The organism is Pelosinus fermentans DSM 17108 (genome assembly GCF_000271485.2).
Taxonomy (GTDB): Bacteria; Bacillota; Negativicutes; order DSM-13327; family DSM-13327; genus Pelosinus; species Pelosinus fermentans.
In genome coordinates this window covers 3,827,607-3,840,831 of record NZ_AKVN02000001.1, presented here as the reverse complement: position 1 = coordinate 3,840,831, position 13,225 = coordinate 3,827,607, and the positions used below count along the sequence as shown (strand labels likewise).

10 protein-coding genes and 4 riboswitches are annotated in these 13,225 nt (G+C 45.7%); of the genes, 9 read left to right on the top strand and 1 reads right to left on the bottom strand.

The genetic code is table 11. The features are described 5' to 3' along the window. Positions 1-15 precede the first annotated feature (15 nt). The 5 genes from FR7_RS17760 (at position 16) to FR7_RS23575 (ending at position 4,799) form a co-directional block, all read left to right on the top strand. Entirely contained in the window at positions 16-1,458 is a 1,443-nt protein-coding gene (locus FR7_RS17760) for a four-carbon acid sugar kinase family protein (RefSeq protein ID WP_007937174.1), read from the top strand. A 12-nt stretch (positions 1,459-1,470) separates the two neighbouring features. Further along, positions 1,471-2,130 (top strand): aspartate/glutamate racemase family protein, encoded by a 660-nt coding sequence (locus tag FR7_RS17755; protein WP_007937172.1) that lies wholly within the window; start codon positions 1,471-1,473, stop codon positions 2,128-2,130. A 70-nt stretch (positions 2,131-2,200) separates the two neighbouring features. Continuing rightward, positions 2,201-3,049, top strand: coding sequence for a class II fructose-bisphosphate aldolase (locus tag FR7_RS17750; protein ID WP_007937163.1), 849 nt, complete (start codon positions 2,201-2,203; stop codon positions 3,047-3,049). Between the two features lie 226 nt (positions 3,050-3,275). After that, positions 3,276-4,352 carry an FUSC family protein gene (locus FR7_RS17745; RefSeq protein WP_007937162.1) on the top strand — a complete coding sequence of 359 codons (1,077 nt, stop codon included), beginning with the start codon at positions 3,276-3,278 and terminating at the stop codon, positions 4,350-4,352. 89 nt (positions 4,353-4,441) lie between these two features. Further along, a riboswitch (cobalamin riboswitch) is annotated at positions 4,442-4,625 on the top strand. A 36-nt stretch (positions 4,626-4,661) separates the two neighbouring features. Then, positions 4,662-4,799 carry a hypothetical protein gene (locus tag FR7_RS23575; RefSeq protein WP_017531351.1) on the top strand — a complete coding sequence of 46 codons (138 nt, stop codon included), beginning with the start codon at positions 4,662-4,664 and terminating at the stop codon, positions 4,797-4,799. 365 nt (positions 4,800-5,164) lie between these two features. On the opposite strand, the gene FR7_RS17735 is transcribed toward FR7_RS23575, so the two are convergent. Further along, a complete protein-coding gene (locus FR7_RS17735; protein WP_276526085.1) occupies positions 5,165-6,568 on the bottom strand; it encodes an exosporium glycoprotein BclB-related protein in 1,404 nt (467 codons plus the stop codon). 154 nt (positions 6,569-6,722) lie between these two features. On the opposite strand from FR7_RS17735, the gene FR7_RS23950 reads away from it, so the two are divergent. From FR7_RS23950 to FR7_RS17720, 4 genes are all read left to right on the top strand, one after another. Beyond that, positions 6,723-6,896 (top strand): hypothetical protein, encoded by a 174-nt coding sequence (locus FR7_RS23950; protein WP_007937158.1) that lies wholly within the window; start codon positions 6,723-6,725, stop codon positions 6,894-6,896. Positions 6,897-7,178: 282 nt separating this feature from the next. Beyond that, a riboswitch (cobalamin riboswitch) is annotated at positions 7,179-7,360 on the top strand. A gap of 141 nt (positions 7,361-7,501) precedes the next feature. Next, positions 7,502-7,686, top strand: a riboswitch (cobalamin riboswitch). Positions 7,687-7,953: 267 nt separating this feature from the next. Then, positions 7,954-8,136, top strand: a riboswitch (cobalamin riboswitch). Positions 8,137-8,331: 195 nt separating this feature from the next. Then, complete coding sequence (locus FR7_RS17730) at positions 8,332-11,202, top strand: TonB-dependent receptor domain-containing protein (protein WP_007937157.1); 2,871 nt, start codon at positions 8,332-8,334, stop codon at positions 11,200-11,202. Between the two features lie 110 nt (positions 11,203-11,312). Further along, positions 11,313-12,554, top strand: coding sequence for a hypothetical protein (locus FR7_RS17725; RefSeq protein WP_007937155.1), 1,242 nt, complete (start codon positions 11,313-11,315; stop codon positions 12,552-12,554). A 133-nt stretch (positions 12,555-12,687) separates the two neighbouring features. Continuing rightward, a complete protein-coding gene (locus FR7_RS17720) occupies positions 12,688-13,209 on the top strand; it encodes a hypothetical protein (RefSeq protein ID WP_007937153.1) in 522 nt (173 codons plus the stop codon). The last annotated feature ends 16 nt before the right edge of the window (positions 13,210-13,225 follow it).

The window sequence follows — 13,225 nt, the reverse complement described above, 5'->3', positions numbered from 1 at the left end:
AGGAGATTTAGTAAGATGCGTGAAGGCAAGATACACATAAAGGAAGTCCTGGGTGCCGCTAATCAGGTAAATAGAAGTGATATAGATACGAAACTTCAGAGTGCTTTACAGCACTTTCATGGAAAAATAGTTGTGCTGGACGATGATCCGACAGGTGTACAGACCGTTCATGGTGTCTCTGTTTATACAGATTGGTCAGCAGCGAGTATCGAAGAGGGTTTTCAGGAAGAAAGCTCTATGTTTTTCATACTCACTAATTCCAGAGGACTAACACGGAAAGAGACAGCACAGATTCATCGCGAAATTGCACTGCAGATTATGATGGCAGCAAAAAAATGTAAAAAAGAGTTTATTATCATCAGTCGCAGTGACTCTACCTTGCGTGGACATTATCCTTTAGAAACCCAAATCATAAAAGAAACAATCGAGTCCAACTCCGATATCCGTTTTCACGGAGAAATCATACTTCCTTTTTTTCAGGAAGGAGGACGATTTACCCTTGACGGTATGCATTATATACAAGAAGATGATTATCTGATACCTGTTGGTGAAACTGAATTTGCTAAAGACAAGACCTTTGGATATGCCCAATCTCATCTTGGAAAATGGGTTGAGGAGAAATGCAATGGGGAATACAAGGCAGCAGACATGGAATACATACCTATCCAGGCTATCGGGGAAATCAAGATGGATAGTATTGTTCAGCAGCTGCTAAAAGTAAACGGCTTTCACAAGGTTATTGTAGATGCAATAGACAATGTTGACGTTAAAATTTTTACGATTGCATTGCTGAAAGCTCTGCAATCTGGCAGGTATTTTATATTCCGCACAGCTGCTGCTTTCCCTAAAGTCATTGGTAATATAGCAGATAAAGAACTTCTTCTGCGAAAGGATGTAATGCAAAAGGAGAGCCAGCATGGAGGTCTTGTGATTGTTGGCTCTCATGTCAAGAAGACCACAGAACAGCTGGCAGAATTAAAAAACAGTCACGGCATCGAATTCGTGGAATTCAATCAGCATCTTGTATTACATCCCTCTGAGCTGGCTATAGAAGTTAAAAGAGTGGTGCTCCTCTGTGAAAAGTGCATTCGTGCAGGACAAACGGTAGTCGTTTATACCAGAAGAGAACGGCTGGATGTGGGCAATGACAACAAAGAGGAAGAATTAAAGATTGCAGTAAAGATTTCAGATGGGATTACTAGTATAGCCCGGCAACTGACTGTAAGACCAAATTATATTATCGCTAAGGGGGGAATTACCTCAAGCGATGTCGGAGTAAAGGGGCTTAAGGTCAAGAAGGCATTAGTTGCAGGACAAATTAAGCCTGGTGTCCCTGTCTGGATTACGGGGAAAGAAAGCAGATTTCCGGGAATGCCTTATATTATTTTTCCTGGAAATGTGGGGAAGAGTACGACCTTAAGAGAAGTTGTAGAAATGTTAGATAAGAAGGATGCATAAGGAGAGATGGTTATGTCAAAGAAAGTAGCAGTGATTCATACCAGTTTTGTATCTGTTGAGGCATTGAAAGACTTATGTAAGGAAATTATGCCGCAAGTCCAAATCGTAAATATTGTAGACGACAGCTTACTTTCTGAAGTGATGGCTAATGGAGCCATTACCCCGGGAATTGTAAGGAGAGTTTGCACATATGCCATACAGGCAGAGGCTCTTGGTGCAGATGCAATCTTAAATCAGTGTTCTTCCGTTGGGGAAGCTGTTGATGTTGCCAGAAATATGATCAATATACCCTATATTAAAGTCGATGAAGCGATGGCAGTAGAAGCAGTCCAAATTGGGGGAAAGATTTCAGTTATTGCTACCGTTGCGTCCACAATGGGTCCCAGTGTGAGATTGATCGAAAGGGCTGCTGAAAAGCTGAATAAGCAGATCACCATTAAAAGATGTTTAGTGGATGGGGCTTTAGATGTGTTAATTAAGGAAAATGATAAGGAAAAGCATAATCGTCTGGTACTAGCTGAAATTGAAAAGGTGGAAGCAGAAAGTGACGTGATTGTCCTTGCCCAAGGCAGCATGATTGTCTTACTGCCCCAATTGAAGCATATTCAAAAACCTCTTCTTACCAGTCCGAAGTCAGGGATACTTAGAGTAAAGCAGATTCTGGGAATATAGTATAAGCTGAACAGATGAAATTTTTCGTTATCAGAATGGCTGCTGATAAGCAGCCAACAAGGAGGAAAAAATGTCTTTAGTAACACTGGAAGAAATTATGAAAGTTCATGATGGTGCCGTTGGCGCCTTTAGTACCTACGATCTTTTTACCGCACAAGGAATTATCAGTGCAGCTGAGGAGACTAATTTGCCCGTAATTGCTATGATCGGTGCTCCGATACTTAACAAACCGGGGAATGAATATATTGGCGAGATCATGGTATCCTTGGCTAAACGCTCGAGCGCTAACGTATGTGTGTTTTTGGACCATGCCAAAGATTACGGGACTTGCTTAAAGGCTATGAAACTAGGATTTAGTGCCGTCATGATTGATGGTTCTCACCTTAGTATAGAAAAGAACATTGAGATCACTAATAAAGTCGCAGAAGTAGCACATAGTCTTGGTGTATCAGTAGAAGCAGAAGTTGGCGCTTTGGCAGGGTTGGAAGATGGTGAAGAAGTTAAAATCGCTAAAATGGCCAGTACCGAAGATGTAGCACAGTTTTTGTCGGGGGCTAAAGTAGAAGCGTTGGCCGTATCCATCGGCAATGCTCATGGCCTATATAAAGGAGAACCAAAGCTGGATTTTGATCTTTTGCAAAGAATCAATGAGATTGCGACAGTACCCCTTGTCCTTCATGGAGGCACTGGTTTGACGCAAGAACAGTTTGCTTTGGGCGTGAAGCTGGGTATTAAAAAGATTAACATTGGTACAGAGGTTAGACGAACTTTTGTGGAGGCCGCACAGAAAACCCATGAGAAAAACATTGACGCTTGGGATCTAGCAGAAATGTCGCAAGCATCTAAGAATGCTGTGACTGGTATGGTGAGGGAAAATTTGAAGTTCTTTGCTTACAATTGGAAAGAGTTATGCAAATAGAATATAGAAAGTGTTTGCCTTAGTAAAAAGGGCAGTCGGGATAAAAAATCCTGACTGTCCTTTTCGTATGCTAATGCAGCTTTTGCTGCAGCAATAAGAATGGTTGCACTTTGGATGCCGAATTGATACAATATTTCCCATGAGAATGTTATATTTGGAAAAGACGATAGGAGTCCAATTTCTACTTTACGATGCAACATAGAATGAAAGACAGGGAGATGAAAAGATGAGAATTGGAGCACGAGTAATTAAAACGGGTATAGCCGTTGCCATAACAATGTATATCTGTAAGCTGCTTGGTTTGGAACCCGCCTTCTTTGGTGCTGTTTCTGCGGTGATAAATATACAGCCATCCATTTTTTTAACATTAAGGGCAGCACGGGATCAAATATTTGTCCATATTATTGGCGTTGTAGCTGGCTTTCTTTTTGGCTATTTTCTTGGTGTCAATCCGTTTTCAGCAGGCTTCATCGTTATTTTACTGATACCAATATACATAAAATTAAAATTGCATAGCGGCATAACCATGGGGATTGTTGCTGCACTCTTTGTCTTAAGCTCCAGTACGGAAGAATTTATGATACATGCTCTTGCCAGATCAGGAGTTATATTTGTTGGTTTAGGCTCGGCCATGCTTGTAAATGTGTTGCTATGGCCGCCGAGATACACCAAACTACTAAAAGAAAAGCTTAGTCAGAGCAATGAAGCTGCAGTTCTCTATTTCTGCCGTGCCGTGCAGGATTATGTAGGTCTCGATGACAGCAAAGAACTTCATGTCCATCTGGAACAAAAAAAGCGAGTTTATAAACTGAATAAGGAAGCGAGACAGCTGCTGGACTTGCTGAGAAGTGAGCGAAAAGTGGTCACGGAATCATCAGAGCCAAGGGAGTGGATTTCTTTGGCAGAGAAACTAATTGATTACAATGAGTCGATCATAAAAAAGGGGAATCGCATTTTTGATCTATTGCCTATCCGATTAGAACGAAGGATGAAGTCAGAGGCTCCGCCTGTCAGCGATGAATTCAAAGCTATTTTAGATATATTAGAAAGCGGCTGTACAATCGTCGTTCGAGTAAATGGAAAGGTTCGCTCTGTCATTGTAGATGGAGGCATAACCACTCCAGAAGAAATCAGTGAAGAGTACTGGGAAAGCCTTACGAAGGCAATTGAACAGTGGCAGCCAAGGCTTACAGGCAGTTACTATCTGCATGGGCTGCTTGAAGTCGCAGTAACGGCCAATGAAATCAAATGGGCCACGCGGCAAGCTAAGATATTGCTATCTGAAAGTGTGGAAAATAGGTGAAACGAAATACACTTACTAGCTAATTGACATAGCTATAACTAAAATGTTATGATTTACGCGAATTATAGAATAAATTGTCTAATCATATAATTAAATAGTTTTGAAATGGTGCCCGCAAGGGCTTAATAGGGAAGAACGGTGTAATGCCGGCGCGGTCCCGCCACTGTAATAGGGAGTGAACCCAAAAAATAGCCACTGGGATGAACAATCTTGGGAAGGTTTGGGTAAGTGATGAACTAGAGCCAGGAGAACTGCCTGTTTGACAGTCACCACTTGACCCGCGGGAGATGGGGAGGGGGAAAGTATACTATGGTAAAGCAAACATTAGCAGCTATCCTGATGAAAATGTCTAAAATCCACAAAAAGGTTAGCCGATTGCGCCATTTTTTTCTTAAAAAGGCAGAGCGCGGCAGATTGAAATCCATAGACAAATTCACCGCAATTTGAACCCTAAACGAACCGTCCCGTGCGCCAAGAAGCGCACAGAGTATAGCGGGTGAGAATACCGTCTGGGAAGGAAATTTCATGGTAGGTAGAAAGACAGAAAAGAGCAGATTAAGAAGAAGCATACAGAAAATAACTGATAAAATGCGAGAAATAAGATATTGGTCAAAGAAAGACCAATGCTTTAAAATCAATGAAAGCATTTCCGATATTGCGACGAAGCGTGTAACGGACTTTCACCGTCGAGTTATCCCCCATGCCGGGCGCACTGAAAAATAGGCCCCCGACCGGAGTCAGGAACCTGATTTCTCGTGATAATCAGTTGCATATTATCTAGATAGTTGTATTGATTATACTACTAAACTATTTTAAACGATATTAAGGCCTGCACTTGCATAACCCGTAACAGTATTGATTAAAGTAAGCCCTGCTGCTGTTGCAGAGAATACCAATAGCAGACGAGTTTCCGGAGTTACTGGTATATTTAAGCCAGTAATAATGCCATTGCTAATCGCTCCAAGGGCAACGACACCTGTTAGTGCTGGTGCTAATGTTACGATGGCTCCTGGAATTGCAGTGAAGGTATTGTCGGGTGTGGTGGATTCATATAATTCTGCTGTAATTGTGATTGTTGAGCCTACAAGAGCCAATGCCAATGTATTACTAAAATAGGCTGCTATTGACGTAATGACTCCATCGCGGGGAACCGAGAATGAGAAGTCAATAATTGGTCCTAAAGCAGTACCTGTGAGATCAATTACTCCACCAAGAAGGCTGATGCCAGTCGCGGAAGAGCCAAAGCCAACAAGACTTGTCGTGCCAACTAAGCCACCAGCTATCGTTGTCAGTGTAACAGGACCGCCTGAGGCAAAGGGGATGATAGCTCCAGCACCAGTGGCGCCCGTAGCGCCGGTAGCGCCAGCATCGCCGGTAGCTCCAGTAGCTCCGACAGCACCGGTAGCACCAGTGGTACCAGTGGCTCCAGTAGCTCCGGTAGCACCCGTATCTCCCGTAACGCCAGTAGCGCCAGCAACACCCGTAGCGCCGGTAGCACCCGTATCTCCTGTAGTGCCAGTAGCGCCAGCAACACCCGTAGCGCCGGTAGCACCCGTATCTCCTGTAGTGCCAGTAGCGCCAGCAACACCCGTAGCGCCGGTAGCACCCGTATCTCCTGTAGTGCCGGTAGCGCCAGCAACACCCGTAGCGCCGGTAGCGCCAGCAACACCCGTAGCTCCGGTTGCACCCGTATCTCCCGTAGTGCCGGTTGCTCCAGCAACACCCGTAGCTCCGGTTGCACCCGTATCTCCCGTAGTGCCGGTAGCACCAGTAACACCCGTAGCACCGGTAGCGCCAGCATCGCCAGTAGCTCCCGTAGCTCCCGTAGCACCGGTAGCACCAGCATCGCCAGTAGCTCCCGTAGCTCCGGTAGCACCTGTTGCGCCCGTAGCACTAGCGGCACCCGCAGCACCTGTAGCACCCGTTGCTCCCGTAGCTCCGGTAGCACCTGTTGCGCCCGTAGCACTAGCGGCACCCGCAGCACCTGTAGCACCCGTTGCACCAGTAGCTCCGGTAGCACCAGTAGCACCCGTAGCACTAGCGGCACCCGCAGCACCTGTAGCTCCGGTTGCACCCGTAGCTCCCGTTGCGCCCGTAGCGCCAGTAGCTCCAGTTATGCCAGTAGCTCCAGTAGGCTTAGTAGTATCGATACAACAGCAATTTGCTGGAGATGTGCACAGTGGGAACTTAGGAGTTGTAGGTGAGAATCTAGTCATTGAGGTATCGTCAAAGGACATAATAAGATTGACCTCCTTTAATAAAATATTGGATTATTATTATTATATGTAAATGGTGATAACATTGTGACACCATTATGTAAGCATAGCGACAAAAGATTAGCTTCTATTTATATGAGTCGAGGGACAGTTCATGATTCTTGAAAATACAAGTGATAATGCGCTTGTTGATATGGTAGAATATGAGAAGACACAGGCAACCATCAAATTGCTGTCTAAGCTGGCTGAAGCGGAAGCGGCGGTCAAAAATGGTGATGAATGGCTGTCTATCGAGGAAGCAGAAAAAAATTGGGAGTGTAGCCGGTGAAACTGCGGATTAACCCTGTTTACGTCAAAATCCTTTTTGGCAAGCTCGAAGATGACATATGATTATACTTTGAAAACGGATTCATGATTTCCGATCCGAGGGAGATTCTTAAGCAAAATTGAGAATTTCCCTCGGACTTTATTATGAAAGTGTAGAAAAATAGATGAAACATTTCTTTACAAAAAATGTCTGAGTGAATTCTTTATCCCATAAAGATAGTTGTATATTTTTACCCGTAGGATTATAATGAAATAAATAGAATTATTTGAAAATCCTTTGAAAAAACTAAATATAGGTACAGGTGCCCGTAAGGGCTTCATAGAAAAGCCGGTTGAAGACCGGCGCGGTCCCGCCACTGTAATGGGGAGCAAATCCAAGATATGCCACTGGAACGAATCGTTCTGGGAAGGTTTGGAGGCGCAATGATCCTAAGCCAGGAGAACTGCCTGTACAACGATCACCGTTTTACCTGCGAGAGATGGGGAGGGGATTTGGATGCAAATTTTTGCATTTTTTTGTGCAGACAATATTTGTCTGCATGGAATAAGAAGCCTCTTGAGACGGTGTCACAGGTGGCTTCTTTTATTTTCGTTAACGCAATGTTATATAGCAATACGGGTACAGGTGCCTTGCAAAGAGCTTAATAGGGAAGTCCGGTTAAAAGCCGGTGCGGTCGCCACTGTAACACGGAGTCGACTCTAATAAGCCACTGGGATGAGGTAGACATTCCGGGAAGGATGGGTTGACGATGAACTGGAGCCAGGAGAACTACCTGTACGGACAATCTTCGTTTGACCTGCGAAAGACAGGAAGAAGATTAGGCTGCAGCTTTTATGCTATAAGTTTGAGTACATAAAAGAAGCATAATCTCTGCGAATTTTATCATCACAGAGATAATGGTTAGCAAATGAAAGGAGAATGATCAGGAAAAATACTGGTGTTTTGATGGACAAGTTGAAAGAAGTCAAATCCAAGATTGAGCGATGGGAGGATAGGGAAAAAGTCATACTATTGCGACAATGTAATATTGTTATGAAATGATGCATAAGATGAAATACAAGAGAATATTGGGATAGGTGCCCTTCGGGGCTTAATAGGGAAGACCGGTGTAATGCCGGCACGGTCCCGCCACTGTAACGGGGAGCAATCTCGCATAAATGCCACTGGAGCTTAGGCTTTGGGAAGGCGTGGGAAAGCAATGATCCGAAGTCAGGAGAACTGCCTATCTAACAATCACCACTTAACCTGCGAGTGACAGGGAGGAGATTACGTAAAGCTGCCGTAAATTTTTCTGGCGGTCCAACGTAAGCACTCCCAAAATGGGAGTTTTTTTTATTGCTATTATTTTATATAAGCAGCTGGATTATTTAGATGCGGTAAGAACATCCAGCAACTATGGCAAGAAGTAAAGAAAGTAACAAAGGAATGATATTTTTTGAACCATGTATATAGAATCATCTGGAATCGCGCCCGTTCCTGTTGGCAGGTCGTATCTGAATTGACGAAAAGTACGGGCAAAACAAAAAGACGCAAATGCCGCAGTCTGCAACGAATGACTCTGGGGCTGGGGTGTGTGCTGGTGGTCGGTGTCATGCCATTGGGCAGCCTGGCCTATGCCGCTGAATCTGAAGGCGAGGAGCAGCAGACAGACTATGATTTACCGGCACTCACGGTAGAAGCCAAGCGCCCGGAGTGGGAGTCCAAGCTCTCGCCCGGCACCGTGACCATTATTCGGCCGGAGGACTATAAGGGCGAGCAAAAAAGCCTGCCTGATTTGTTAAAAGACGTGCCTGGCGTCCATGTGCGCGAAGTGAATGGTAAAGGCCAATATACCACTGTCAGTGTGCGCGGATCGACGGCGGCACAGGTAGGGCTGTTTGTGGATGGAGTGCTGTTCAATCTTGGCGGCGACGCGGCGGCGGATATCTCCACTATTCCGATTAAAAACGTTGAGCGTATTGAGGTATACCGGGGATATATCCCGGCGCGCTTTGGCGGCACCTTTATGGGCGGTGTAATCAATATTGTGACCAAGCGTCCAACCAAGGAAAATATCACTGCCAGCATCGGGCAGCGCTCATACGGCGGCTATATTGGCAGCTTACAGGTGGATGCACCTCTGGGCAGCGGCAGCCTGATGGTAGGTATCAATCGGGAGCAGAGCGAAGGAGATTTCAAGTACAAGAATTATGCTAGTGATGAGCAGGTAGCGGCCTATGCTAGTCAGATTGAACAACGGAAAAATTCTCTGACAACAGTTGCCGATCAAGGGATAGCAACTTTTAACAACGTGGATACCCGGTCGGGTTATGAGACTGTAGCCACGAAACAGACCTTATCCGATGCTCAGGCCGAATACTATCGAAACAACCCGGAAGAGTGGGTGAAGTTTGCAACTGAAGCGCTGCCCGGCGGCCAGACCGCCCTTTATGAAGCAGAGTATCAAGCTTTGTATGATTACGGCTATCAAAGACTGATAACGTCCAAAATCTACACCGGTGACTCAAGCGCTAACCCAAATGGGATCATAAGCGACGTAAAGGGCTATGCCCAAACCTATTATAGGGAATTATACAATGATATGAGTATTAACATCAGTTATGCTGAGATAGCTGCCGATCCCGCCAAATATCTTGATGTTTATGCGAATTATGTTGCCAAAATAAATACTGAATTCTGGCAGCCCGACGGAACGATGATGCAGTCGCTTATGGCCGACATCGAGAAATATGAAAAACTCAAAGCTGAGCTGGGGGATGGCACCCGCTGGCGCCGGTATAACGACTATAAAAATACCGATGCCATTGTCAAATGGCAGGATGACCATTGGACAGTCAAAGGCGCCTGGAAGGAGATCGACCGGCATTTGCCGCAGCAGTTGTGGGATACTCCCGGAATGGAATTTGCTGGTATTAGTTCTGGCAGGGATGCCGATGCACATGGTGAAACAGGCCGATCTGTGAATATGGATAAAAAACAAAAAATTACGACTAAAGAGCTGCAAGTCGGCCGGCGTGATAATGTTGGCAATTTGGAATGGGGCTGGTCGGCCAATTATTTGGACTCGAATAAAAGCTACCGCAATAACAGCAGATGGTTCAAGGATCTCTCCTACTACTGGAAGATTCCATTCCGCGAATGGAGCCGGTACGACTCCGACCGCTGGGGCGGCATGCTTGACGGCACTTATAAGGCGGGGGACAATCATCTGATTGAGTTCATGGTCAACTACTCGGATGAAAAAATGCATATCGCCGGTTCCATGGTCACTGACGGCACCAATCCCGATACTGTCCGTTACCGCACTTTTTATAAGCAGAAAATGTTTAATGCCCAGGTGCAGGATACCATTGCGTTAGGGAAAGGGGGGGATTTATGGCTGACTCCCAGTATTCGCTATAATTCGTCTACCACCTTCGGCTCCAGTCCGCTGGAAGGTGACTACCAGCACAAATGGAATCAGCAAGCCGAAGAAACCCAGAGCAAGACAACCTGGCAGCTGGCCCTGAAAAAACAAGTGAACGACAACTTCGCCCTGCGGGCCACGGGCGGGACCTATTTCCGGCTGCTCAATCTGTATGAGATTGCCGGCGACGGTGCCGGTATACTGCCGGCGCCGCGCAGTGACCTCAATGGCAACCTGATTTCCCTGTTTCCGCTGCCGGAAGAAGGCAAACAGTGGGATGTCAGCGCCCTTTGGGATGGCCGCACGCTGGGCGCCGACAGCAAGCTGCAGCTGACCTATTTTGGCCGTAATGCGAAAAACCTCCTGCAGTTGTGGCGTTACGGTTATGACTATTGGTCCTACAGCAATAGCGCAGAAGGCCGGGCGCGGGGTGTGGAAATGCAGGCCAACCTCAAATGGGACAAATGGGATTTGGATCTTGCCGCCACCTATACTGACACCAAGGCCAGAATCAAAAATGACTCCCCTACTGGTACCAATACCTACAGGAACGCCAAGCAGGCGTATGCTCCCGAATGGGAAGGATCGCTGCGGCTGGGCTACCGCCCTGACAATCGGACGCTGCTGTTTAGTGAGGTTAAATATTTGGGAGAAATGTTCACCGAGAGCACCAAGGTCAATAGTTCTAACCAGTGGTACGGCCAGGATGCGCTGACCACCATTGGCTTAGGTGCCAAATATAAATTCTACCAAGGCTTGGAAGTGATAGTGGGCGTCAATGATGTCTTTAATAAGGGACCCAAGCTAAAAGCCTATAATAACCTTCAGAGTGAAGGGTACAATGTTGCATTTCCCATCCAGGGGCGCACCTATTATGCAACCATGAGCTATACGTTCTGACCTATTTATGGTGTTGAGTTAAGGAGGTGATTTCAATGTAAAGCCATCAATAACAGTATAAACAGCTTTTAGAAAAAAGAAAAAACGAAAATAAAAGGAGTGTGTGTTCAATGTCTGAAAATTTGTTTGCGTATGCCATTAGCAATTATGTGAATAGTCAAGCCGGGGCCATTACTGGTTCCCGCCGTACGTCAAGTGTTGACACCGCCGCCGCTAAGGCCAAAATAACCGGTTTGAACGGTGATGCCGCCTTTTTTAATTTTTTTGATCATAGCAGCAGTCGTCTGGTGCTGCGTCAGTATAATGTTGCCAATCCCGAGGATTTGATTAACAATCGGATCATCCAACCTCAGGGAAACTGGGCAGTGCCCCTTGCCAGCCAAACTTGGGCTGCCGTCCGCAACCTGCACGCCGTTGCCACTAAGGGCAACTGGTTGTACGCTACTGGCTATGACCTAGGAAAAATTGCGGTAGTGAATATGACCAGTAATGCCTATACCCAGGCAGCGACGAGTTATGATTTTCCGTTGACGGTGACCGGCGATGTGCATGGCGAAGGTCTGGCTGTTATCGGCAATTATCTCTATGCTCTGTTCAGCAGCAATCCCGAGAGCGGTTATGAGGTCTACGCCGACAGTTATGTGCTGCAATATGAAATTAATACTAATGGTACGCTAAACTTTATAACTAGTGTAAGAGTGGGTAGAAACGGCTTTACCCTAGAGCCTTGGGGGAATCAATTATACATATGTGCACTGGGCGGCATGCAAAATGCCGGTTCCGGAAATGTTTTGACCCGCCTGAGCATTGTTACAATCGATGAAGATAATGAAATGAGTGTTAACAATGTTGCTTTGCCGTCCGGCTGGGCGGGGGACTTCCGCGATATCAGCATTGCCAATGCCAACAATGCCTATGTGTTTGTTGGGCATTATAATTCCAGTTTTTCCGCCATGGAAGGAAAAATTTACCGCTCGACCGTTGCTAATCTGGCAAACCCCAGCACAACCAACTGGACGGTCGTGAACAATGTTAATTCCAGTGGTTATTTCTGGGGCATACAGGCAGAAAGCACTCCTAGCCGTTTCTGGTTTGTCAGAGGCAACCAAATCGATGCCTATTCTTCCCTGCCTACGACAACTGGCGGCACACCCACTTCCTTTAATGCAGCTGCACTGAATGATGCCGGTTACACCGAAATCAACTCAGCTTGCTTTATTGCTCCTGATGCGCCAGCAGCCAAAATGGCAGCAGGCACAGCTGCTGCTTCTGCTAAAGGCTTTGTCGGCCAAGCCAGACTGGCTCGTCAGGCAAAAGCGCTTGCCGACGAACTCAAAAAGAAAAATCCATAAGATATGCAGCCTACTCTGTAATTTATATTCTAAGCAAACTCTTTGGCGCAGTCTTTCACTTGCTGGAAGGCTGCGCTTAGGGGTTTAGTTACATTCCATCCATCGTAAAAGTTGAAAGGGAGCTTTGTTAACAATGAAAAAGATAATGCTGCTATTGGTGCTGTGCTGGCTGCTGCTTCCCGGTATTATCGTACAGGCGGAAGAGTCAGATAGAATATCGCCGCTGGACTGGGAGATTAGTGTTCGACCCAAACTGAGCATGGCAGAAATTGAGCAGGAGCGCTGGTCGTATGTATTTACCAATGACATTGGTATTTATGTGTTTGACCATCAGTCATTGAGCATTGATGAAACAGATAAAACACAGGTGAATGTTCTAACGAAAACCATCTTTACCGATCCAAAAGTCATTGACAAGCTGAATGAGGTCTACAAAGAAAAACTGAACGAGGGGGATGAGGTTGCCTGCAGTGAAATGCAGATGGTCTTTCAACTCAAAAGGAAAATGTATGCGGTGACTGAGACTCGGGTATTCAGCGCACGAGGATTGGTTTTGGAAGATCGTAAGCAGCTTGTCAGATTTACATCTGTCCAACCAAAGACTTTTGCCGATTCTATGTACAATATCGCTCAAGACTATAAGCGAAGCAATTAAAAAGCTAGCTTTGGAA